Source organism: Bacillus sp. EKM202B, assembly GCF_011066025.1.
GTDB classification, from domain to species: domain Bacteria; phylum Bacillota; class Bacilli; order Bacillales; family Bacillaceae_G; genus Bacillus_A; species Bacillus_A toyonensis.
Window position 1 is genome coordinate 224169 of sequence record NZ_JAAMNK010000001.1, and the last position, 23594, is coordinate 247762.

The window sequence follows — 23594 nt, forward strand, 5'->3', positions numbered from 1 at the left end:
GTTAGAAAGGAGTGTTCATTTATGGCATTCGATGGATTATTTACAAGAGCAATTACACATGAAATTGCAAATTCTCTTTACACAGGAAGAATTTCCAAAATATATCAACCTTCAAAATACGAGATTTTATTACATATTCGAGCAAACGGAAAGAACCAAAAACTAATTCTTTCGTCTCACCCTACATATGCGCGTATGCACTTAACGAATCAAAACTACGATTCACCAGCAATACCGCCGATGTTTTGTATGCTTCTTCGTAAACATTTAGAAGGCGGATTTATTGAAAAAATTGAACAAATTGACTTAGAACGTATTATTCAAATTACAGTTCGCAGTCGGAATGAAATCGGAGACGAATCATTAAAAACATTAGTAATCGAAATAATGGGACGACACAGTAACATTATCTTAGTAGATACGAAAACAAATGTTATTTTAGATAGCTTAAAACACATATCTTTAGCGGTAAACCGCCATCGTACTGTATATGCTGGAGCTGAATATGTTGCCCCTCCAGCACAACATAAGGTTAATCCGCTTCTTATCGAAACAGCAGCTGATTTTATTAGACCGCTAGACTTTTTATCCGGAAACATGGACAAACAACTTGTCGGAGCATTTATGGGAATTTCCCCATTATTCGCAAAAGAAGTTGTAAAAAAAGCAGGTATGGCAAATGAAAAAGCATTATCTGAAGCGTTTTTCTCCATACAAAAACCATTACTAACTCATACATATTCACCAACAATGATTACTGCAAACGGAAAAGAATTCTTTTATCTTTTCCCTCTTACACACTTGCAAGGAGAAGAAAAAACATTCTCATCTGTTAGTGAATTGTTAGACCGTTTCTTTTTCGGAAAAGCGGAGCGAGACCGTGTAAAACAACAAGCTCATGATTTAGAACGCTTTATGCAAAACGAAAAAAACAAAAATGAGAAAAAACTTATTAAACTTGAAAAAACATTACAAGATGCTGGAAAAGCAGATAAATATCAACTATTTGGAGAGCTACTTACAGCCAATATGTACGCTTTGAAAAAAGGCGATAAAGATATTGAGGTCGTTAATTATTACGATGAAAATGGCGGTACTGTAAAAATCACATTAGATCCTTTAAAAACACCGTCTGACAATGCACAACGCTATTTCCAAAAATACCAAAAAGCAAAAAATTCAGTTGTTGTGGTAGAAGAACAAATCGAAAAAACCAATGAAGAAATTCTTTATTTTGATAGCTTACTTCAACAAATGGAAGCTGCTTCTTCAAAAGATATTGAAGAAATTCGTGAGGAATTAGCCGAAGAAGGATATGTGCGTAATCGTAAGACGAAAAATGCAAAGAAAAAGCCTACAAAACCAGTATTAGATAAATATGTAGCTAGTGACGGTACAGAGATTTTCGTTGGTAAAAACAATAAGCAAAATGATTATTTAACAACGAAATTTGCCCGTCGGGATGAAATTTGGTTACATACGAAAGACATACCTGGTTCTCACGTTGTCATTCGTTCTTTAGAACCTGCTGAAGAAACTTTACTAGAAGCTGCAAAAATTGCCGCTTATTACAGTAAAGCAAAAGAGTCTAGCTCTGTACCTGTTGATTTTACAAAAATACGCCATGTGAAAAAACCGAGTGGTGCAAAGCTTGGATTCGTTACGTACGATAACCAACAAACAGTATATGTAACACCAGATGCTGACATCGTAATGAAATTAAAAGCGTAAATATAAAAAATGCGTTGCTAGATAGCAACGCATTTTTTATATTCATTCACATTCGTTCCTATATCCGTTAACTAATTCACACTATCTTTCTTTTGTCATTTTATATATTGTCAAAAAGATTGACAGTGTCATTACGCATTTGTATAAATTTTTTTACAGTATGTATATAATGTTCAACTCAAGTCAATGTTTTTATCCCCTACTAATTGCAATCTGAATTTTATTAACGGCACGCCTCCCACAAAATAGCTGGATAATCGTTTATTTTCCCTAGTATATATTTTGGCACGCTATTTGCTTTATTCAATACTGTGAAAAGGAGGAATTAACATGACTTTAAAAATTGATAAAATCCAAAATCAACTACATCATTATGGACTTGACGGATTACTTATTACAAAAAAAGAAAATCGCCAATATGCAACAGGCTTTACAGGTAGTGCTGGTGTCGTCTTACTCTCTGCAGATCAAGCTGTTTTCATAACTGATTTTCGCTATGTAGATCAAGCCAAAGTACAAATAAAAGACGCGGAAATCATTATGCATAAAGGGAATTTGGAAGAAGAAGTTGCCAATCAAGTATCCAGATTAAACATTCAAAAACTTGGAATTGAAGAAAATAACATAACATTGCAACAATATAAAAACTTACAAAAATACGTACATGCGGAAATGATTCAAGTGTGCGAAATCATCGAAAATATTCGTATTATTAAAGACACGCCTGAAATAGAAACAATGAAAATTGCAGCTACTATTGCTGACGAAGCATTTCACCACATCCTTACCTTTCTAAAACCAGGAATAAGTGAAACTGATGTACGAGATGAGTTAGAATTTTTCATGCGAAAAAAAGGAGCTACATCTTCATCATTCCAAATCATTGTAGCTTCTGGCGTTCGTTCTTCTCTTCCTCATGGCGTTGCATCAAATAAAATAATCGAACGAGGCGATATCGTTACATTAGACTTCGGTGCACTTTACGACGGATATTGTTCCGATATAACACGTACTGTAGCGATCGGAGAACCGTCAGAAGAATTCAAAAAAATATACAATGTTGTACGAGAAGCATTAAAACGTGGAACTGAAGCAATTAAGCCTGGAGAAACTGCGAAAAGTATCGATGATGTAACGAGAGATTACATTACAGAACATGGATACGGTCAATACTTTGGCCACTCTACCGGGCACGGTCTTGGGTTAGAAATACATGAACCGCTTCGCCTATCCCAAGAAAGTAAGGCAACTTTACAAGAAGGTATGGTTGTTACAGTTGAGCCGGGCATTTACATACCAAACTGGGGCGGTTGTAGAATTGAAGACGATATCGTCATTACAAAAGAAGGCTATGAAGTTATTACAAAATCAAATAGAGAACTAATTGTTATCCCTTGTTAAAATCATGGCCCTTTTTAAAAGGAGTTTTTCTCTACACATAGAATTCCTTCTCTGGAGTATTCGTTTAAAGAGGGGGAATTTAAATTGAATTTTGTAATCGATAAGATAGATGGTTTACAGCTTGAATTTTCAAAACTTGTTTCCATGATGAATTACGCCCGTTACACAACGATGCAAGCAGTGGAAGGTTTAACAATTGATGAACTTGATTATTTATATGACGAAGAAGCAAATTCAATTGGCATGCTATTATATCACATGGCTGCTATTGAATTTTATTACCAAATTCATACCTTTGAGGATCGTGAACCGACAGATGCCGAATTAGAACGTTGGTTACCTGCTGTAGAGTTAGGGGCTATTGGACGAGAAAAAATAAAAGGAAACTCCATCGAATTTTACATCCATACATTACAAGAAGTACGCTCTAAAACAATTGAAACTTTTCAATCCTTACCTGAGGAATGGTTATTTAAAACGACAGACTTTTGGCATGACAAACCAGCAAATAACTACTTTAAATGGTTCCACGTATTTGAAGATGAAATTAACCATCGTGGACAAATTCGTTTAATAAAAAAGATGCAAAAAGCTCATTCAGTAAAATAAGAAAGTGCCACCTTATCCGGTGGCACTTTCTTTTATTCATTTACAAATATTTTCCTGTTTGCTTTTTTAGCAATAGCTGTTACCACTATTAAAATGAATAGTAAGTATAACCATTTTGCAACAAGTAACCACCCTTGAAAAATTGCTATGTCATTCATTTGTTCATAACCTTTTTTTAGCAAGAACGGAATTGTACTAATTATAATAACAAACTCAATGCTATAAATAATTTTCTTTTTCCGACTATACGTTTTCCACTCTTTCCAGCGGTACAAGGGAGCAAAAATGAATATGCCTATACATAATATAAATGGTGTCCATTCACTTTTTAAAAATTGTGCTGAAATGATAGATACTATTAAACAACCGAGCACACCATAATACCCTACTTTCTCTCTCATTCGTACTACCCCCATTCTATTCGCTCTTTACTATATAACTCCCTATTCTTATCATGACTCTTAGGAAAATAACGACTACAATTACAAAATAAAGACCTTTCGCAGACGACATCCATTGTTGAAAAATAGACATTTGCTCCATTTGCTTCTGACCTTCTATTAAAATAAAACCTACTACAAATGAACTAACAACAATGATATCTATCATAATTCCAATACTTTTCTTACTATGCTGTTTCATGTCATCCCAGCGAGATAAAAGCAAAAACACAAACCCGAGAACAGGCATAATACTTATCCATTCGTTGTTTGTAAATAGATCTAAAATGATTAATAGACTACAAGAAATGATAAAGTGAAACTTTAATCCATGGGGGTGTCCCCCACGGATTATTAGTTGAACCAATCGGGCTTTTACGGGCAGTTGATTTCCTACCTAACTCCCTCGCATTCGCCAACTTTTAAAGTGGGAATCTTACTGCCCGTTAATGCGGGATAAATCCCCAAAAACCAACTTTTTTTGCGCATACGCCCTCCTCTAATTCCATTTTTAGGATTAATTGTATTGTAACATCCATTTTATACCCTTACCATTACAGTACATGAAATTTTATTTTTTCCCTATACTCACATACATTCACCGCTTTCATACAATGAACTACACGAACGCCTAAAGGATGTGAATGTTGTGGGAGTTGAATTAACGCTTTTACATGCTCTCTATATTCTTTGTTTACTCACTATTATTACCTTTTTTATTTTTAGAAAAGATACAACGATTATTTGTATCATTTTCATCTTTTTATTAGCATTAACCGCTACAAGTTCTATCCCTCTTGCCGTTAGCAGTATTTTTCAAAGTTTTATTTATGCCATAACTGAACTATTACCAACTATATTGATCATCTCCATTATCGTATCGATGAGTAACCTACTCGTTCATACTGGCATAAATGATACGATGATTTCACCATTTACAAAGATGATTCGTACACCTACACTTGCCTACTGGATTATCGTCCTTTTAATGATGACAATTTCTTTCTTCTTTTGGCCTTCCCCAGCTGTCGCGTTAATGGGGGCTATTTTATTACCCGTCGCTGTACGCGTCGGCCTGCCACCAATTGGGGTTTCAATTGCTATGAACTTATTTGGACACGGAATTGCTTTATCCGGCGACTTCGTTATTCAAGGTGCCCCGAAATTAACAGCGGATGCAGCTGGTTTACCAGTTTCTAGCGTCGTATCCGCAAGTGTCCCCCTCGTTATCGTTATGGGCGTTGTTACAACTTCTGTTGCTTTTTTCTTCTTACGAAAAGAATTTCATACAGGCTTATCGTTGCAAGACTCTTCTTCAGCAACTGAACCATCCAAAACTATCATTTTATTATCTCCTCACATAAAGAAATGGCCCGCCATATGTATCCCTATCGTATATATCATTGATATCCTTTGCATGATTCAATTTAAACTACAAGGAAGCGATGCAACAGCACTTATTGGCGGGACGACTGTTATTATGATTATCATTATTGCTCTCATCGCCTACAAAGGAAATGGCCTGAATAAAACGACCGATTATTTTATAGAAGGGCTCCAATTTGGATTTAAAATCTTTGGTCCAGTTATCCCAATTGCTGCACTTTTTTATTTAGGGGATAGCGGATTTGTAAAAATTATCGGGGACTATTTACCGAAAGGTTCACACGGAATCATTAACGACTTAGGAATCGCCTTATCTCAAACTGTTCCTTTAAACCAATATGTATCAGCGGGAACACTAACTATCGTTGGTGTCATAACAGGGTTAGATGGATCTGGCTTTTCCGGTATATCACTTGCTGGTTCGATTGCCAATCTTTTCGGCACAGCACTGGGGAATGGAACAGCTACATTAACAAGCACTTGGGCAAATTGCTGCAATCTGGACCGGAGGCGGGACTTTAATTCCTTGGGCGCTTATTCCTGCCGCTGCCATTTGTAAAGTAGATCCATTTGAACTTGCACGCCGAAACTTTTTACCAGTTATAATTGGCTTAATTGTCACCACAATCGTTGCGATGTTTATTCTATAAAGTAAGCAGGTGTTCTCTTGCTTACTTTTTTATTGTGAAATCAATCATTTATTACGGACTTTCAAAAGGGATTATGTATATGTTAGCGAAGTTATATTAGGAGAGTATTTATTTCAAAACGTTTACGAGAAACAGATTACTTCCATTCGAAAAGGGGACATAACTATGAATGAATTGATTCTCGTCTTATTAATTTGTCCATTACTTATCTTTATCGTTTCTGTTATTGGAACCCGCAAGACGCAAACATATTACGTAATGCCGATTGTAACGTTTGCTAGTTTTTTAATACTAGGTGTCATCGCTTTTACTCCAAAATTTTTCTTTTGGATTGGCATGTATAGCATTTTCTCATTTATTGTTTCTTATATGACTCTCTTGTTTGTGAAAGGATATGAATTTGTAGAAAGCACTAAGTAGTTAGTAGTAAGGGGCTTTGATATTGATGGGAATTTGCTTGAATTTATATAAAAAGACGACCGCGTTCCCCCACAGTCGTCTTTTTTCATATTACGCTGTGATCCAAGCTTCGTTAGCTGGATTTTTACGCCACTCTTGTAATTTTTTCGTTTCAGCTTGTCCGATCATACCTTTTTCTGCTGCTACTTCAGTTAATGCACTGTAGTCGCTTAAAGAGTATGATGCTACGTTAGCTGCTTCTAGTTTTTCTTTTCCTGCTTCTAACTCGTATGTGAAGATTGATACGATTCCTAATACTTCACAGCCTGCTTCGCGAAGTGCTTCTACACATGTAATTGCACTACCACCAGTTGAAATTAAGTCTTCTACTACTACAACTTTTTGACCTTTTTCAGCTTTTCCTTCAATTTGATTCCCTTTACCGTGGCCTTTTGCTTTACTACGTACGTAGCACATTGGTAAATTCATACGATCGCTTACCCATGCAGCGTGCGCAATACCAGCAGTTGCTGTTCCTGCAATAACTTCTACAGTTGGGAAGTGCTCTTTAATTAACTCTTCTAATCCAGCTGCAATCGCTTGACGTACTTTTGGATAAGATAAAGTTAAACGGTTATCACAATAAATTGGTGATTTCATACCTGAAGACCAAGTGAATGGATCATTCGGTTGTAAAAATACTGCTCCAATTTCTAATAAATGCGATGCGATTTCTTTTTTCATACTGTTACACCTTCCCACTGTTGTTTTACTGTTTTATACGCTTCAAGCGGATTTTCTGCTTTTGTAATACTACGTCCAACTACGATGTAGCTTGAGCCAAGTTCCCTCGCACGTTTCGGTGTTGCTACGCGCACCTGATCATTCACATCATCGCTTGCAAGACGGATCCCCGGTGTTACTGTTACAAATTCATTCCCGCATACTTCACGTAATTTTGGAACTTCAAGCGTTGAGCAAACAACGCCATCAAGTCCACTTTCTTTCGTTAATTTTGCATAATGAGCAACCGCTTCTTCTAACGTTTTCTCAATGCCGATCTCTTTTTTCATCATAGCTTCCGAAGTGCTTGTTAGTTGTGTAACTGCAATACAAATCGGTCTCTCTTTTCCTTCTTGCTTACCTTCCTCTAATCCCTCAATCGCAGCTTTCATCATACTGCTTCCCCCAGCAGCATGAACATTTACCATATCAACATCTAGACTAGCTAGGCTACGCATAGCGCTTTTTACTGTATTCGGAATATCATGAAGTTTTAAATCTAGAAAGATTTTATGTCCTTTTTCTTTTAAGTACGTAATAATCGCAGGGCCTTCTTTGTAAAATAACTCCATACCAACTTTGACAAATAACTCTTCCCCTTCAAAGTGGCGCAAGAATTGTTCTACATCTTGTTTCCCCGGAAAATCTAGTGCAACGATTAACGACTGTGACATGTTTGCTTCCAGCTCCTTCCTTGACATTCCGAAATGTGATCAAATCCTAATTCATCTAGTAATGCTGGTAACTCTTCAATAATTGTCGGACATACGAACGGATCTATGAAGTTTGCTGTACCTACTGCAACTGCGCTTGCACCAGCGTAGAAGAACTCAATTACATCTTCTGCTGACTCAATACCACCCATTCCGATAATTGGAATGTTAACCGCTTGGCTTACTTCATGTACCATACGAATTGCTACTGGCTTAATCGCAGGACCTGATAGTCCGCCCGTACGGTTTGCTAAAATTGGTTGAGCTGTTTTTAAATCTAGACGCATACCAAGCAATGTATTAATCATCGTTAAACCATCTGCACCTGCATTTTCAATCGCTTTTGCAATTTCCACAATGTTTGCCACGTTCGGTGACAATTTCACGTATACAGGTACTTCAGAAACCTCTTTTACTCGCTTCGTTAAATCAGCAGCAATTTCAGGATTTGTACCAAAAGCGATACCACCTGTTTTTACGTTCGGACAAGAAATATTTAATTCTAGTGCATGGACATTAGGCGCTTTAGAAATTTCCTTTGCAACTGCTACGTAATCCTCAGCTTGTGAGCCCGCAACATTCGCAATGATTGGAAGATCAAATTGTTCTAACCATGGTAATTCAGAATTCATTACTTTTTCTAAACCTGGGTTTTGAAGTCCGATTGCATTTAACATGCCGCCTGGTGTTTCAGCAACACGAGGCGTCGGATTTCCATAACGTGGTTGTTCTGTCGTCGCTTTAATCATGATTGATCCTAGTACACTTAAATCGTAAAACTGTGCATATTCACGACCAAATCCAAAGCATCCAGATGCCGGTATAATTGGATTTTTTAATGACAATCCTGGTAATTCAACTTGCAATCTGTTCATAGTACAACCTCCCCAATTGGAAATACCGGTCCGTCGCTACACACCTTCTTGTAAGAATGTCCACTTGGATCTTCTTGTAAGTGGCATACACATGCGAAACAAGCTCCAATACCACAACCCATACGTTCTTCTAATGAAATATAGGCTTTTTTCTCTTTGTAACGTCCCTCTAATGCACGAAGCATCGCTAACGGGCCACATGAATAAAGAATGTCAAAGTCGATTCCGTAATTATCAATTACATCTGTAACAAATCCCTTTGTACCGTGTGTGCCGTCTACTGTTGCAACGTACGTATCACCAAGTTCTGCAAATTTTTCTTCATAGAAAACAACATCTTTCGTTTGAAAACCTAAGATGTGAATCACACGTACCCCTTTTGCAACGAGGCGCTGTGATAATTCATAAAGTGGTGGTACCCCAATTCCCCCGCCTACTAATAAAGCCGTTTGTCCTGTTTCTGCTTCTTCTACAGGAAAACCGTGTCCTAGTGGTCCTAGTACATCTACCATTTCACCTTGTTTTCTAGTTGCTAATGTTTTTGTCCCTTGTCCTTCCGCACGATATAGCATTGTAAACTCGTTCTTCTCTTGATCTACATTACAAATACTAATCGGGCGGCGCAGAAGGGGCGCAATGCCCTCTGCTACCTTAATGTGTACAAACTGCCCTGGTTCGTTCATTTGCTGTACTAATGTTCCTTGAAGCACTAATTCGTAAATGTTTTTTGCGATTTCTTTTTGGTTAACGACGATCATATTTTGCTTTTGCATCATGCATGTACCACCTCGTGACGCTTTGTTTGCGTAATTTCTTTCATTGAATGAGCTGAGAATGTCATAGATTCTAATACTCGTAAGATTGCTCTCGTTGTATCAAGTGATGTTAAGCAAGCCACACCGTTTTCTACTGATTCACGGCGAATGCGGAAACCATCACGCGCTGGTTGTTTTCCTTTTGTTAATGTATTGATTACAAACTGTGCTTTTCCTTGGCGGATAATATCTAGTAAGTTGTAGTCTTCAGAATCAATTTTGTTTACAACTTGTACTGGGATATTTTGCTCTGCTAATGTTTGTGCCGTTCCAGCTGTTGCTAATAAGTTATAGCCGATTTCATGGAAACGTTTTGCAATTTCCATCGCCTCTTCTTTATCTTTATCCGCTACAGTGATGATTACGGATCCGTGCGTTGGGATGTTAATTCCTGAGGCAACTAACCCTTTGTATAATGCTTTTTCAAGCGTTAAGTCTTTCCCCATTACTTCCCCTGTTGATTTCATTTCAGGTCCTAATGTTGTATCAACTGAGCGTAGTTTCGCAAATGAGAATACTGGTGCTTTTACATACACTTCTTTCTCTTCTGGGTGATAGCCCGTTCCGTATCCTTGCTCTATTAGGTTTTGACCTAAAATAACTTTCGTTGCAACATTCGCCATCGGTACGCCTGTAATTTTACTTAAGAATGGTACTGTACGGCTCGCACGTGGGTTTACTTCAATTACATACACTTGATCTTTGAATACTACAAACTGGATATTTAGTAACCCAACAATGTTTAATCCTTTTCCAAGTGCAATTGTATGTTCAATAATTTGTTCTTTTAGTTCGTCAGATAAGCTTTGTGGTGGATATACTCCAATTGAATCCCCAGAGTGAACTCCAGCGCGTTCAATATGTTCCATAATACCTGGAATGAACACATTCTCACCGTCTGAAATTGCATCTACTTCAATTTCTTTACCAACCATGTAACGGTCGATTAATACCGGATGCTCTGCATGAACTTTAACTGCATTTTTCATGTAGTGCAGTAGTTCTTCTTGACGATATACGATTTCCATCGCACGTCCACCTAGTACGTAAGATGGTCTTACTAATACTGGGTAACCAATTTCTTCAGCGATTGCTACCGCTTGTTCTACAGTTGTTGCTGTTTTACCAACTGGTTGCGGGATTCCTAATTTTGTTAATGCAGCTTCGAATTTATCTCGATCTTCTGCGCGGTCTAAATCTTCAAGTGATGTTCCTAAAATTTTCACACCGTGTTCTTCTAATTTCGCCGCTAAGTTAATTGCCGTTTGTCCACCGAATTGTACGATAACACCTTCTGGCTTTTCTAAATCGATAATGTGCATTACATCTTCAATTGTTAATGGTTCAAAGTATAATTTGTCAGAAATACTGAAGTCTGTTGAAACTGTTTCTGGGTTGTTATTTACAATGATTGCCTCATATCCAGCTTCTTTAATTGCCCATACAGAGTGAACTGTTGCGTAGTCAAACTCAACACCTTGACCGATACGGATTGGACCAGACCCTAGTACAACCACACTCTTACGATCTGTTATAACCGATTCATTCTCGTCACCGTATGTGCTGTAGTAGTAAGGTGTTGCAGATTCAAACTCTGCCGCACAAGTATCTACCATTTTATAAACAGGAGTCATATTACTTTCTTTACGCATATCGTAAATTTCACGCTCTGTTTTGTTCCAAGCATTGGCGATGTAATGATCACTGAATCCCATTTCTTTTGCAGATTGTAACACTTCCATATTTCCTGCATTTTCTTTTACTTCGTGTTCCATGTTTACGATGTTTTCAATTTTTTGTAAGAAGAAGAAGTCCATTTCACACCATGAATTAATTTCTTCTTTCGTTACACCTTGACGGATTGCTTCTGCTACAACGAACAGACGCTCATCGTCAGCTTTTATAATACGTTTTTTCATTGTTTCTTTATCAAGTTCTTTTAAATGGTCTAATTCTAAGTGATAAATCCCTAGCTCTAAAGAACGAACCGCTTTTAATAATGATTGCTCTAAGTTACGTCCAATTGACATAACTTCACCAGTTGCCTTCATTTGTGTACCAAGCGTTCTGTTTGCTGATTCGAACTTATCAAATGGCCAACGTGGAATTTTTGAAACGACATAGTCTAATGCTGGCTCGAAGCAAGCGTATGTTTTTTGTGTTACTGGATTTACAATTTCATCTAATGTTAAACCGACTGCAATTTTCGCTGCTAACTTCGCAATTGGATATCCAGTTGCTTTAGATGCTAGTGCAGATGAACGACTCACACGCGGATTTACTTCGATTACATAGTATTGGAAGCTATGCGGATCTAGTGCAAGCTGTACGTTACAGCCACCTTCGATTCCTAATGCACGAATAATTCGTAATGAAGTGTTTCGTAACATTTGATACTCACGGTCACTTAATGTTTGACTCGGTGCTACAACGATTGAATCACCTGTGTGAACCCCAACTGGATCGATATTTTCCATGTTACATACTACAATCGCGTTATCATTCGAATCACGCATTACTTCATATTCAATTTCCTTACAACCAGCAATGCTCTTTTCTAATAAACATTGTGTTACTGGACTATGTTTTAATCCACCTGATACGATTTCAATTAGTTCTTCTTCATTACTACAGATTCCGCCACCTGTTCCCCCCATTGTAAATGCTGGGCGAACAATAACTGGATAACCAATTTCTTTTACAAATTCATGTGCTTCTTCTAGCGTATGAATAATGGTACTAGATGGAATTGGTTCATTTAATTCCTGCATTAATGTACGGAATAAATCACGATCTTCCGCTTGCTCAATTGCTGATAATTTTGTTCCTAAAATTTCAACTCCGCATTCTTCAAGTATGCCTGATTTCGCAAGTTCAACAGCCATATTTAGGCCTGTTTGACCACCTAATGTTGGTAGGATTGCATCTGGACGTTCTTTACGAATGATACGGCTTACGAATTCTAATGTTAATGGTTCTATATATACTTTATCTGCTGTTGCAGTATCTGTCATAATTGTTGCTGGGTTAGAGTTAACAAGGATTACTTTGTAACCTTCTTCTCTAAGAGATTGACAAGCTTGTGTACCAGAGTAATCAAACTCTGCTGCTTGCCCAATTACAATTGGTCCTGATCCGATTACTAAAATTGTGTTAATGTCTAGGCGTTTTGGCATAACTCTTCCCCTTCTTTCTTGAAGTTTTCAATCATTTCTAAGAAATCTTCGAATAAATCATTTGCATCTTCTGGTCCCGCTGAAGCTTCTGGATGGTATTGTACTGTAAATGCTGGAAACTTCGTATGACGAAGACCTTCTACTGTTCCATCATTTAAAGCAACATGTGTAATTTCAAGATTTGTATTTTCAACTGACTCTTCTTCTACTGCGTATCCATGGTTTTGAGAAGTAATTGCTACTTTTCCAGTTGCAAGATTTTTTACTGGATGATTTAAACCACGATGACCGAACTTCAACTTACTTGTATTTGCACCAGATGCTAATGCGAATAACTGATGTCCTAAGCAAATCCCGAATAAAGGAACTTTACCGATAATGTCTTTTAACATTTCAATTGCTTCTGGTACATCTTTTGGATCCCCAGGTCCATTACTTAACATAATTCCATCTGGGCTAAGGCGTAAAATCTCTTCTGCTGTTGTATTGTAAGGTACTACAATTACATCACAGTCACGCTTATTTAATTCTCTTAAAATACCATGTTTCATTCCGAAGTCTACAAGTACAACTCGATGACCACGGCCTGGGCTTGGGTATGGGTCTTTCGTTGATACGCGTTTTACATGATCTGTAAATACTGTCGCTTTTAATTGGCTCACAATGTACTCTACATCTGCATCCATGTTACAAAGTCGTCCGCGTAATGTACCGTATTGACGAATTTTTCTCGTTAATTTTCTCGTATCAATTCCTGCTAATCCTGGAATGTTTCTTTCTTTTAAGTAATCATTTAACGAAATTTCATTACGGAAGTTTGATGGATGATCACAAATTTCATTTACGATTAAACCATTTACAGATGGGTGAATGGATTCAAAATCGTCACGGTTAATGCCGTAGTTTCCGATTAATGGGTACGTAAATGTTACGATTTGACCGCAATATGATGGATCAGATAATGTTTCTTGATATCCAGTCATTCCTGTTGTAAATACAACCTCACCTGACTTTTCGATTTCGCCTCCGAAACCTTTTCCAATTAATACTGTTCCATCTTCTAAGATAAGTTGTCTTTTCATACTAATGCACTCTCCTTTTGCCATGCGATCTTACCGCCAACGATTGTCATTACCGGCCATCCTTGGCATTTCCAACCTGCGAATGGTGTATTTTTTCCTTTTGATAAGAATGTTGTTGGATCAATCTCTTCTTCTTGTTCTAAATCAATGATTGTAATATCAGCTACTCTACCTTCTTTCAGGCGACCTGCTTCTAAACCGAATGTATCAGCTGGTTTTTCTGTTAAGAATTGAATTAACTGTTCTAATGTAATAATTTCTTTTTTCACAAGGTTTGTGTATAGAAGTGGGAATGCTGTTTCAAAACCAGTAATTCCGAATGGTGCTCTTTCAATTCCTTGTGCTTTCTCTTCCGCTGTATGCGGTGCATGGTCAGTTGCGATCATATCGATCGTTCCATCTAATAGCCCTTCAATTAACGCTGCGTGGTCTTCTTTTCCACGAAGCGGTGGGTTCATTTTAAAGTTAGGATCAGCTGATGGGATATCATCTTCACATAACACTAAGTGATGCGGTGTTACTTCTGCTGTTACTTTAATTCCAGCACGTTTTGCATCACGGATTACACGTACAGACCCTTTCGTACTTACGTGACATACGTGATAGTGACAATCTGCCGCTTCAGCAAGCAGTATATCCCTTGCAATATGTACAGATTCACATACTGATGGGATACCGTTTAATCCGTGTTTCTCAGAAAACTTCCCTTCATGTACACAACCTTTATTAATAAGTGTATTTTCTTCACAGTGTGCAACTACTGCCATATTCAACTTCGCTGCACGCTTCATAGCAGCTAGCATCATGCTCGCATCTTGTACGCCTACTCCATCATCAGTGAAAGCGAATGCTCCAAGCTCTTTTAACGTTTCGAAATCTGTCATTTCAGAACCTGCTTGACGTACTGTAATTGCTCCATATGGTAATACATTTACGTGTGCTTTTTCTTTAATACGTTTTTGTAAGTCTTCCATATGTTCCCTGCAATCTGGTACTGGACGTGTATTTGGCATTGCGCAAATTGTAGTGAATCCACCTTTTGCCGCTGCTAGTGTGCCTGTTGCAATTGTTTCTTTATGTTCACCACCTGGCTCACGAAGATGTACATGTACATCTACTAATCCAGGTGCGATTAACTTTCCGTTCACATCGATTACTTCAGCATTATCTGCCGTAATATTTTCTGCTACTTTCGCAATTTTACCGTCTTGTACGAGAAGATCTGTTGCTACGATTATTCCTTCTTCATTCATATAACGACCATTTTTAAACAAATAATTCATGTTTCATTCCTCCTAATACATTTGGTAAGGCGCGTTTTAGTACAGCCATTCTTACGTAAACTCCATTTTCCATTTGTTTAAATATGCGTGAACGCTCACACTCAACAAGTTCACTTGCAATTTCCACATCCCGGTTGAAAGGAGCTGGATGCATAATAATGCTTCCTTCTTTCATACGTTTTTCTCTTTCAAGCGTTAATCCGTGTTTTTCATGATACTCTTTCATAATGTCTGTTTCATAATGATCATGACGCTCATGCTGTACACGAAGTAACATCATTACATCAACTTCTGGAACTAGCTCATCTAAGTTTTTGTACGTTCCAAATGTGTTTTTTTCATCTTTCCACTCTTCTGGGCTTGCAAAATAAATCGTTGCCCCAAGCTTCGTTAATGTTTCAGCATTGGATCGTGCTACTCGGCTATGGCGAATATCTCCAACAATTGCAATCTTTAAACCTTCAAAACTTCCAAACTCTTGTTTAATTGTCAGAAGGTCGAGCAGACATTGCGTTGGATGATTTCCGCATCCATCTCCAGCATTTAAGATTGGAATGTTTACTTGATCTTTTAGCTCATCGAAGTAACGATCTTGCTCGTGGCGGATGACTACCGCTTTTGTTCCGATTGATTCCAGTGTTTTTATCGTGTCGTATAACGTTTCTCCTTTTTGTACGCTAGATGAATCTGCTGAAAAGTTTAATACGTCAAGTCCTAATCTCTTCTCAGCAACTTCGAAGCTAAATCTCGTTCTCGTACTATTCTCAAAGAACAAGTTCGCAACAAAAGTTTGCTCTGTTGTTTTGCTCTCTTTCCCATTCGCGAAATCTTCTGCGTCTTTTAGGATTTCTGAAATTTCTAGTTCCGATAATTCACTCATCGTTAACAAATGGCTCATCGTCATCCCTCATCTTTCTGATTTTTATGATAGCACTTATGGATATTTATAACAACATTTGTATAAAAATACCCTAGTCATGTGAGACTAGGGTGCAAGGAAGAAGCCACCCTTTTCTGTCTCACAGGACTGAATTAAAAGGTTGTTTTTATGAAGCAATCTGCTTAGATTGTTTTATTTGTTTCGTTTCTGGTAGTAGTAGATTTAACAGTACACCTACAATTGCTGCTAGTGCCATTCCTTCTACTTGGAACGATTCTCCTACGTGAAGTACCGCTCCGCCAATACCAATTACTAGTATAACTGATGCAATCATTAAGTTTCGTTTGTCACTTAAATCTGTTCTATCATCTACCATCATGCGTAAACCACTTGATGCGATTACACCGAATAGTAAGATTGATACACCACCCATAACTGGTGTTGGAATCGAGTGGATCAGTGCTGAAATCTTCCCGATAAATCCAAACATGATTGCGAATACTGCTGAACCGATGAATAAGTATACACTGTACGCTCTCGTAATTGCTAGCACACCGATGTTTTCACCGTATGTTGTATTCGGTGGTCCACCGATTAGTGATGCGATTAATGTTGCTACCCCATCCCCAAAGATTGAACGGTGTAAACCTGGTTTTTCAATTAAATCTCTTTTAATAACATTTCCAAGTACAATTTGATGTCCGATATGTTCTGAAATTGTTACTAGTGCTACCGGCACCATTAAGAGTACAATCTTCCACGAAAACTCTGGTGTGTATGTTACAAACGGTACTGTGAAATCAGGTACGACAAACCATTTCGCCTCAGCTACCGGTTTTAAATCTACTAGCCCTTGGAAGTAAGCGAAGATATATCCGCCGATGATTCCAAGTAACACCGGTATGATGCTGAAAAATCCTCTTCCAAATATGGAGCAAATGATTGTAATTGCTAATGTTACTAGTGCTACTGAAAAGTGTGTAATGCTATACTTACCATCCGCACCGTTCATCGCCATGTTCACTGCTGTATGTGCTAAAGCTAAACCGATTACCATTACTACCGGACCAACTACGATTGGCGGAAGTAATTTCATAATCCACGCTGATCCAGATTTCTTAATTCCGATTGAAATTAAGATGTACACCAGTCCTGCAAGTAAACCACCAAGCATCGCTGCTCCGGGGCCACCTGCTGTTTTTGCTGCAATAATCGGTGCGATAAAGGCGAATGATGATCCTAAATACGCAGGTACTTGACCTTTCGTTATAAGAAGAAACGCTAGCGTTCCTAATCCACTTGATATTAACGCTACTGACGGATTCAAGCCTGTTAAAAATGGAACAAGCACTGTTGATCCAAACATCGCGAACAAATGTTGTATACTTAAAAATAACCATTTTCCCGGTTTCGGTACTTCATTAACGTCTAACACTGGCTTTTGTTCCATTGTTACATCCTCCTTCAGTTTAAATCTTTGCAATAAAAAAACTCTTTGTGCCTGTGCACAAAGAGTCCTATACTTTCGTATGCCAAATTCGACATATGAAAGCCAAGACCCTTTGGCAGCCTCACAGGACTACATTTAAAAGGGCTTTACTTATCGTATATACTTACTCGATCTTGTTGATCTGTCTCTTGCAAATCAACTTCGATACGCTCTTCACTTGATGTTGGAATGTTCTTTCCTACATAATCAGCGCGAATTGGTAATTCACGATGTCCTCTATCTACAAGAACAGCTAATTGAATTTGTGATGGTCTTCCTAAATCCATAAGAGCATCCATCGCAGCTCGAACTGTTCTTCCTGTATACAATACATCATCTACAAGGATTACTTTTTTCTTCGTAATATCTACTGGAATATCTGAACCTTTTACTAGTGGTTCTTTATTCTTTGATTGAAGTGTTAAGTCATCACGATATAAAGTTATATCTAACTCTCCTACTTCCATCTCTTTTCCTTCAATTTGACCAATTCGTTCTGCCAAACGTTGTGCAATAAAAATTCCACGTGTTTTAATTCCGACAAGAACACAATTATCCACACCTTTATTTCGTTCCACGATTTCATGACTAATTCGTGTTAAAGCGCGGCGAATCATTTGGTCATCTAAAACGACAGCTTTTTCCTGCATGCTCTACACCTCCAAGCTATTTTTCTTGCGTGAGAGTAATGGTATAAAAAAAGTCCTCTCAGCGTGTGCGAGAGGATTTTTGAAAAAAGGGTACAACATACCCTAAGTATTTCAAACCGTTACCTTCTCAACCTCACGGGGCTGTGTTAAAGGATCATTATTTAACTGTTGTCAGTATCTCAGTTTTCTCATGATTTGTCAATACTATTTCCGTAAAATATTTAAAGTCTCTTCAAACACTTCTGGAATCGGTGCCTCAAACTGAATATATTCACCAGTACGAGGGTGGTCAAATCCTAAAATACCTGCATGAAGTGCCTGTCCATTCATGTCTAATGTTTTCTTTGGTCCATACTTTGGATCTCCTGCAAGTGGATAGCCAATATATTTCATATGAACACGAATTTGGTGTGTACGTCCTGTTTCTAAGCGACATTCTACAAGTGTGAAATCTTTGAAACGCTCTAACACTTGGAAATGCGTAACAGCATGCTTACCATTTTCATCAACTGTCATACTTTGACGTTCTTTCTTATCACGAGCAATCGGAGCATCAATCGTTCCCTTATCATGCGGAATAACACCGTGTACAATCGCTTTGTAACGTCTTGTTACTGTTTTTGCTACAAGTTGATTTACAAGTGATTCGTGTGCCATATCATTTTTAGCAACCATTAATAGGCCAGATGTATCTTTATCAATACGATGCACGATACCAGGACGCATTACACCGTTAATGCCTGATAAATCTGTACAATGATGCATAAGACCATTCACAAGTGTGCCACTTGTATGGCCTGGTGCTGGATGTACAACCATACCACGTGGCTTATTTACAACAAGTACATCTGCATCTTCATAATAAATTTCTAAGTTCATATCTTCCGCTTGAATATCTAACTCTTCCGGATCAGGAATCGTTACTGTAATTTCATCATTTTCTTTAACTTTATAATTTACTTTTACCGATTTCCCATTCACTGTTACAACATCATCTTTAATCCATTGCTGTACTTGTGAACGTGACCATTCACTGTTAATTTCTGCAACGAATTTATCGATTCGCTCACTTTTTTGTTCTTCTGCAACTGTTACCTGTACTACTTCACTCATTCAATTACTCCTTCGTTTTCTTGCCTTCTAATAATGTTTGAATAATAATTAATACAACACCAATACATAACGCTGAATCAGCTACATTGAATACTGGATAGTTGTACGAGAAAATATACACGTGAATAAAATCCACTACTTCTTGTCTAAATACACGATCAATAAAGTTACCAATTGCTCCACCTAAAATTAGACCTAATGAAATTCCTAGAAGCTTGTCTGTTTTTGCATATTTTTTCATATACATTACGATAAATACTACAAAGACAACCGTAATAATGTAGAAAAACCACATTTTATTTTCTAAAATCCCCCAGGCAGCTCCTCTATTTCGATGTGATGTTATGTATAATACATTATCGATTATCGGAATGCTCATACCCAATTCCATGTTCTTTACAATTAGCCACTTCGATATTTGATCGATGGCAATGACAAATAACGCTATTACATAATATATCATTTTCATTTCCCCCACAAAGACAGTGTACCTCAAAATTTTAGCATAGCTGCTACCTTTTCACAATGAACCTTTATAGAAGAATAAAATAAATTAAAAAAAGGTAATATAATATCGTTGTGCGTATTCATACATTTACCTTTTCATAGAAAAATTCATGAATCGTACGGGCAGTCGGCATTGTTTTCATTTGCTTTGTCGAAATTACTCTCCCCGTCTCTTCACAAATACCGTACATATCTATTTCCATTTTAAATAATGCGCGTTCTACATCCTTTAAGTCCTCTTTTATATCATGTAATAGCAATTTTTTCTTTATCTCTTCCTTAATTTCATATCCAAGCTCTTGGCTGAACTCAGCATCATATTTGTGCATTACTTCTTTAGCTAGTCTCTCTTGCAACTCTTTTCTCATCAATTGCAATTCTTCTTTTATTTCCATGTAAATTTCATTCACGTGTACATTCCTCCTAGCTGTAATGTACAGTTAGTGTGTCCGAAATTTATTTGCTTACCTCACACACATTTTTCCTTCACAGGAAAGAGCCTGAAAGTTATTTCGATATACCATCAATAAAAAAACTGACTGCATCAATAGCAGTCAGTTTTTTTATTATTTTACATAGTTTTCTTTAACAACTGATGCACAACGCTCACATAATGTTTCATGTTCAGCATCTTTACCAATTGTTTCTGAAACTACCCAACAACGTTCGCATGTTTCACCAGTTGCTTGAGAAACGACAACCGCTGTATGCTCATACTTAGGCGCATCTGCTGGAGCTTCTTCCATCATACCACCAAGTTTATATTCAGAAACGATGAATAATTGCTTCAAGTCTTCGCTAATAGACTCTAACATTACTTTCATTTCTGCAGTTGGATAAAGGGTAATGCTCGCATTTAATGACTTACCAATTACTTTCTCATTACGAGCTACTTCTAACGCTTTTAATACGTCATCACGTAATGTCATAAATGCATCCCATTTCGCTTTTAACGCTTCCGAACCCTCTACTTCTGTAGCTTCCGGCATGTTAGTTAACTGTACGCTTTCTTCTGTTACACCTGGAACATATGGCCATACTTCATCAGCTGTATGAGGTAAGATTGGTGTTACAAGTTTCGTTAATGCAACAAGAACGTCATATAATACAGTTTGAATTGCACGACGATCCGCGTGATTTGCACCTTCAATGTATAAAATGTCTTTTGCAAAGTCTAAGTAGAATGAACTTAGATCAATTGTACAGAAGTTGTGAATAGCATGATATACAGCAGCAAAGTCATATGTTTCATATGCTTCTTTTACTTTTGTAATTAAGTCATTTAACTTCACTAACATGTAACGATCTACTTCACGAAGTTCAGCTACCGCTACTGTGTTTTCACTTGGCTTAAAGTCATCTAAGTTGCCTAATAAGAAACGGAATGTGTTACGGATTTTACGATACACTTCTGCTACTTGTTTTAAAATATCATCTGAAATACGTACGTCAGATTGATAGTCAACAGATGATACCCATAAACGTAAAATATCTCCGCCTAATTGATCCATAATTTTCTTCGGTACGACGATGTTTCCAATCGACTTACTCATTTTACGTCCTTCACCATCTAGTACGAAACCATGGCTTAGTACGCCTTTATATGGAGCTTTACCTGTTACAGCAACCGCTGTTGATAATGAAGAGTTAAACCAACCACGATATTGGTCAGATCCTTCTAAATATAAATCAGCTGGACGTTGTAAGTCATCGCGCTCTTCTAATACCGCTTGGTGAGATGAACCTGAGTCGAACCATACATCCATGATATCTGTTTCTTTACGGAATTCACCATTTGGGCTACCTGGATGTGTAAATCCTTCTGGTAATAAATCTTTCGCTTCACGCTCAAACCATACGTTAGAACCGTGTTCACGGAATAAATCTGCTACATGGTTAATTGTTTCATCTGTAATAATTGGATCACCATTCTCAGCATAGAATACAGGAATTGGCACACCCCATGCACGCTGACGAGAAATACACCAGTCACCACGGTCACGAACCATGTTATGAAGACGAGTTTCGCCCCATGCTGGTACCCATTTCGTTTCCGCAACAGCTTCTAATAACTCTTTACGGAATGCTTCAATAGATGCAAACCACTGTGCTGTCGCACGGAAAATAATTGGTTTTTTCGTTCTCCAATCATGTGGGTATGAATGCGTAATGAATGTTAGTTTCAGTAACGCGCCTACTTCTTCTAATTTTTCTGTAATTGGCTTGTTAGCTTTATCATAGAATAAGCCTTCAAATCCAGGTGCTTCATTTGTTAATACACCTTTATCATCAACTGGGCAAAGTACTTCTAATCCATACTTTTTACCAACAACGAAGTCATCTTCCCCATGTCCTGGTGCTGTATGAACACAACCTGTACCTGCATCTGTTGTTACGTGATCTCCTAGCATAACTAATGAATCACGCTCGTAGAATGGGTGTTTTGCAACTGTATACTCAAGTTCGCTACCTTTTACCGTTTTCACAACTTCAGCATTTTCCCACTCTAACGTTTTTGCAACTGTCTCAAATAATTCAGAAGCGATAATATATTTCTCATCATTTACTTTTACAATGCTATATTCAAGCTCTGGATGAACAGAAATACCTAAGTTCGCAGGTAATGTCCAAGGAGTTGTTGTCCAAATGATAAATTTCTCATCACCTTCTAATACGTTCTTTCCGTCTTTTACAGGGAACGCTACATAAATAGATGCTGATTTTTTATCTTGGTATTCAATTTCAGCTTCTGCTAAAGCAGACTCACTTGTTGGAGACCAGTAAACTGGTTTTTGCCCTTTATAGATGTAACCTTTTTTCGCCATATCACCAAACACTTTAATTTGTTGTGCTTCATAAGCTGGCTCTAAAGTAATATATGGATTATCCCAATCTGCACGTACACCTAGGCGCTTAAATTGTTCACGTTGACGTTCTACTTGTTCATATGCATACTCTGCACATAACTTACGGAACTCAGCAACTGTCATTTCTTTACGTTTTACACCTTTATTCGTTAACGCTTGTTCGATTGGTAAACCGTGCGTATCCCAACCTGGAACATATGGTGCACTGAAACCAGTCATTGACTTATAGCGAACAATAAAGTCTTTTAACACTTTATTTAATGCATGTCCCATATGAATGTCACCATTCGCATATGGAGGTCCATCATGCAACACAAATAAAGGACGGCCTTTTGTATGTTCTTGTACTTTTTCATAAATATTCATTTCAGCCCATTTTTCTTGCATTGCAGGCTCACGTTTTGGTAAATTCCCACGCATTGGGAACTCTGTTTTTGGCATCAGTAATGTATTTTTGTACTCCATGCTCAATTCCTCCTTACATGTATAAAAGAAATACTTAAAAAACGGAATAAAAAAGAGACCTTCTCATCCCAAAAAGGGACGAGAAAGTCTCCCGCGGTACCACCCTAGTAGATTCTATACATATGTATAAAACCCTCTTTATATTCTTAACGCGAATACACGCCTACGCTTACTCTATTTGTTCAGCGCGGAACTCCAGGGTGATATTCCCACTAATCTCCTTATCCTGAGCTTACACCGTCCTCAGTTCGCTATATAAGGTTTGAAAAGGTACTTATCC

The 23594-nt window shown here is 37.6% G+C and carries 20 protein-coding genes, 1 pseudogene and 1 other annotated feature (1 of these 22 only partly in view); of the genes and pseudogenes, 5 read left to right on the plus strand and 16 right to left on the minus strand.

Annotation, left to right across the window (positions count from 1 at the left end; genetic code table 11):
* The first annotated feature begins 21 nt into the window (after nt 1-21).
* From G9F74_RS01125 to G9F74_RS01135, 3 genes are all read left to right on the plus strand, one after another.
* Nucleotides 22-1731 carry an Rqc2 family fibronectin-binding protein gene (locus G9F74_RS01125; protein ID WP_000863274.1) on the plus strand — a complete coding sequence of 570 codons (1710 nt, stop codon included), beginning with the start codon at nt 22-24 and terminating at the stop codon, nt 1729-1731.
* Nucleotides 1732-2061: 330 nt separating this feature from the next.
* The gene (locus G9F74_RS01130; RefSeq protein ID WP_016109027.1) at nt 2062-3132 is read left to right on the plus strand and encodes a M24 family metallopeptidase; all 1071 of its coding nucleotides are present in this window, start codon (nt 2062-2064) and stop codon (nt 3130-3132) included.
* An 84-nt stretch (nt 3133-3216) separates the two neighbouring features.
* On the plus strand, nt 3217-3741 hold the full coding sequence (locus G9F74_RS01135) for a DinB family protein (RefSeq protein ID WP_001012024.1): 525 nt from the start codon (nt 3217-3219) through the stop codon (nt 3739-3741).
* A 32-nt stretch (nt 3742-3773) separates the two neighbouring features.
* On the opposite strand, the gene G9F74_RS01140 is transcribed toward G9F74_RS01135, so the two are convergent.
* Both G9F74_RS01140 and G9F74_RS01145 read right to left on the minus strand, forming a co-directional pair.
* Nucleotides 3774-4142, minus strand: coding sequence for a YoqO family protein (locus tag G9F74_RS01140; protein WP_001208472.1), 369 nt, complete (start codon nt 4140-4142; stop codon nt 3774-3776).
* A 16-nt stretch (nt 4143-4158) separates the two neighbouring features.
* The gene (locus tag G9F74_RS01145) at nt 4159-4533 is read right to left on the minus strand and encodes a YoqO family protein (RefSeq protein ID WP_033660283.1); all 375 of its coding nucleotides are present in this window, start codon (nt 4531-4533) and stop codon (nt 4159-4161) included.
* A 297-nt stretch (nt 4534-4830) separates the two neighbouring features.
* Between G9F74_RS01145 and G9F74_RS01150 the strand changes: the two are divergent.
* A pseudogene (locus G9F74_RS01150) lies at nt 4831-6217 on the plus strand (hypothetical protein).
* 165 nt (nt 6218-6382) lie between these two features.
* The gene (locus G9F74_RS01155) at nt 6383-6637 is read left to right on the plus strand and encodes a YbeF family protein (RefSeq protein ID WP_016109029.1); all 255 of its coding nucleotides are present in this window, start codon (nt 6383-6385) and stop codon (nt 6635-6637) included.
* A gap of 90 nt (nt 6638-6727) precedes the next feature.
* Here G9F74_RS01155 and pyrE read toward each other — a convergent pair whose 3' ends face one another.
* From pyrE to ileS2, 14 genes are all read right to left on the minus strand, one after another.
* Nucleotides 6728-7360: an orotate phosphoribosyltransferase gene (gene pyrE / locus G9F74_RS01160; protein WP_000711460.1), complete on the minus strand. Its 633-nt coding sequence runs from the start codon at nt 7358-7360 to the stop codon at nt 6728-6730.
* Nucleotides 7357-8073: an orotidine-5'-phosphate decarboxylase gene (gene pyrF / locus G9F74_RS01165; RefSeq protein WP_000083496.1), complete on the minus strand. Its 717-nt coding sequence runs from the start codon at nt 8071-8073 to the stop codon at nt 7357-7359. The genes pyrE and pyrF overlap by 4 nt, the downstream gene beginning before the upstream one ends.
* Nucleotides 8058-8987 (minus strand): dihydroorotate oxidase B catalytic subunit, encoded by a 930-nt coding sequence (pyrD, locus tag G9F74_RS01170; protein ID WP_001081058.1) that lies wholly within the window; start codon nt 8985-8987, stop codon nt 8058-8060. The genes pyrF and pyrD overlap by 16 nt, the downstream gene beginning before the upstream one ends.
* Nucleotides 8984-9763 (minus strand): dihydroorotate oxidase B electron transfer subunit, encoded by a 780-nt coding sequence (pyrK, locus tag G9F74_RS01175; RefSeq protein ID WP_000983363.1) that lies wholly within the window; start codon nt 9761-9763, stop codon nt 8984-8986. Before pyrK ends, pyrD begins: the two co-directional genes overlap by 4 nt.
* The gene (carB, locus tag G9F74_RS01180) at nt 9760-12978 is read right to left on the minus strand and encodes a carbamoyl-phosphate synthase large subunit (protein ID WP_001126140.1); all 3219 of its coding nucleotides are present in this window, start codon (nt 12976-12978) and stop codon (nt 9760-9762) included. Before carB ends, pyrK begins: the two co-directional genes overlap by 4 nt.
* Nucleotides 12963-14060 (minus strand): carbamoyl phosphate synthase small subunit, encoded by a 1098-nt coding sequence (locus G9F74_RS01185; protein ID WP_000828672.1) that lies wholly within the window; start codon nt 14058-14060, stop codon nt 12963-12965. Before G9F74_RS01185 ends, carB begins: the two co-directional genes overlap by 16 nt.
* The gene (gene pyrC / locus G9F74_RS01190; protein WP_016109030.1) at nt 14057-15343 is read right to left on the minus strand and encodes a dihydroorotase; all 1287 of its coding nucleotides are present in this window, start codon (nt 15341-15343) and stop codon (nt 14057-14059) included. Before pyrC ends, G9F74_RS01185 begins: the two co-directional genes overlap by 4 nt.
* Complete coding sequence (gene pyrB / locus G9F74_RS01195; RefSeq protein ID WP_000018838.1) at nt 15327-16241, minus strand: aspartate carbamoyltransferase; 915 nt, start codon at nt 16239-16241, stop codon at nt 15327-15329. The genes pyrC and pyrB overlap by 17 nt, the downstream gene beginning before the upstream one ends.
* Nucleotides 16242-16389: 148 nt before the next feature.
* On the minus strand, nt 16390-17673 hold the full coding sequence (uraA, locus tag G9F74_RS01200) for a uracil permease (protein WP_000435916.1): 1284 nt from the start codon (nt 17671-17673) through the stop codon (nt 16390-16392).
* A gap of 146 nt (nt 17674-17819) precedes the next feature.
* Nucleotides 17820-18362, minus strand: coding sequence for a bifunctional pyrimidine operon transcriptional regulator/uracil phosphoribosyltransferase (gene pyrR / locus G9F74_RS01205; protein ID WP_001156491.1), 543 nt, complete (start codon nt 18360-18362; stop codon nt 17820-17822).
* A 204-nt stretch (nt 18363-18566) separates the two neighbouring features.
* Nucleotides 18567-19475, minus strand: coding sequence for an RluA family pseudouridine synthase (locus tag G9F74_RS01210; RefSeq protein WP_000005848.1), 909 nt, complete (start codon nt 19473-19475; stop codon nt 18567-18569).
* Between the two features lie 4 nt (nt 19476-19479).
* Entirely contained in the window at nt 19480-19938 is a 459-nt protein-coding gene (lspA, locus tag G9F74_RS01215) for a lipoprotein signal peptidase LspA (RefSeq protein WP_000642175.1), read from the minus strand.
* Nucleotides 19939-20062: 124 nt separating this feature from the next.
* Nucleotides 20063-20392, minus strand: a complete 330-nt coding sequence (locus tag G9F74_RS01220) for a TraR/DksA C4-type zinc finger protein (RefSeq protein ID WP_001002952.1) — start codon at nt 20390-20392, stop codon at nt 20063-20065.
* A gap of 156 nt (nt 20393-20548) precedes the next feature.
* A complete protein-coding gene (gene ileS2, locus G9F74_RS01225) occupies nt 20549-23314 on the minus strand; it encodes an isoleucine--tRNA ligase (protein WP_016109031.1) in 2766 nt (921 codons plus the stop codon).
* A 71-nt stretch (nt 23315-23385) separates the two neighbouring features.
* Nucleotides 23386-23594, minus strand: a binding site (T-box leader) (it continues 16 nt past the right edge of the window).

Bases quoted from the DNA above. Each gene is read 5' to 3' on its own strand.
- G9F74_RS01125 (WP_000863274.1), top strand. From the start codon at position 22: ATGGCATTCGATGGATTATTTACAAGAGCAATTACACATGAAATTGCA.
- G9F74_RS01130 (WP_016109027.1), top strand. From the start codon at position 2,062: ATGACTTTAAAAATTGATAAAATCCAAAATCAACTACATCATTATGGA.
- G9F74_RS01140 (WP_001208472.1), bottom strand. From the start codon at position 4,142: ATGAGAGAGAAAGTAGGGTATTATGGTGTGCTCGGTTGTTTAATAGTA.
- G9F74_RS01155 (WP_016109029.1), top strand. From the start codon at position 6,383: ATGAATGAATTGATTCTCGTCTTATTAATTTGTCCATTACTTATCTTT.
- pyrE (WP_000711460.1), bottom strand. From the start codon at position 7,360: ATGAAAAAAGAAATCGCATCGCATTTATTAGAAATTGGAGCAGTATTT.
- pyrF (WP_000083496.1), bottom strand. From the start codon at position 8,073: ATGTCACAGTCGTTAATCGTTGCACTAGATTTTCCGGGGAAACAAGAT.
- pyrD (WP_001081058.1), bottom strand. From the start codon at position 8,987: ATGAACAGATTGCAAGTTGAATTACCAGGATTGTCATTAAAAAATCCA.
- pyrK (WP_000983363.1), bottom strand. From the start codon at position 9,763: ATGATGCAAAAGCAAAATATGATCGTCGTTAACCAAAAAGAAATCGCA.
- carB (WP_001126140.1), bottom strand. From the start codon at position 12,978: ATGCCAAAACGCCTAGACATTAACACAATTTTAGTAATCGGATCAGGA.
- G9F74_RS01185 (WP_000828672.1), bottom strand. From the start codon at position 14,060: ATGAAAAGACAACTTATCTTAGAAGATGGAACAGTATTAATTGGAAAA.
- pyrC (WP_016109030.1), bottom strand. From the start codon at position 15,343: ATGAATTATTTGTTTAAAAATGGTCGTTATATGAATGAAGAAGGAATA.
- pyrB (WP_000018838.1), bottom strand. From the start codon at position 16,241: ATGAGCCATTTGTTAACGATGAGTGAATTATCGGAACTAGAAATTTCA.
- uraA (WP_000435916.1), bottom strand. From the start codon at position 17,673: ATGGAACAAAAGCCAGTGTTAGACGTTAATGAAGTACCGAAACCGGGA.
- pyrR (WP_001156491.1), bottom strand. From the start codon at position 18,362: ATGCAGGAAAAAGCTGTCGTTTTAGATGACCAAATGATTCGCCGCGCT.
- G9F74_RS01210 (WP_000005848.1), bottom strand. From the start codon at position 19,475: ATGAGTGAAGTAGTACAGGTAACAGTTGCAGAAGAACAAAAAAGTGAG.
- lspA (WP_000642175.1), bottom strand. From the start codon at position 19,938: ATGATATATTATGTAATAGCGTTATTTGTCATTGCCATCGATCAAATA.
- ileS2 (WP_016109031.1), bottom strand. From the start codon at position 23,314: ATGGAGTACAAAAATACATTACTGATGCCAAAAACAGAGTTCCCAATG.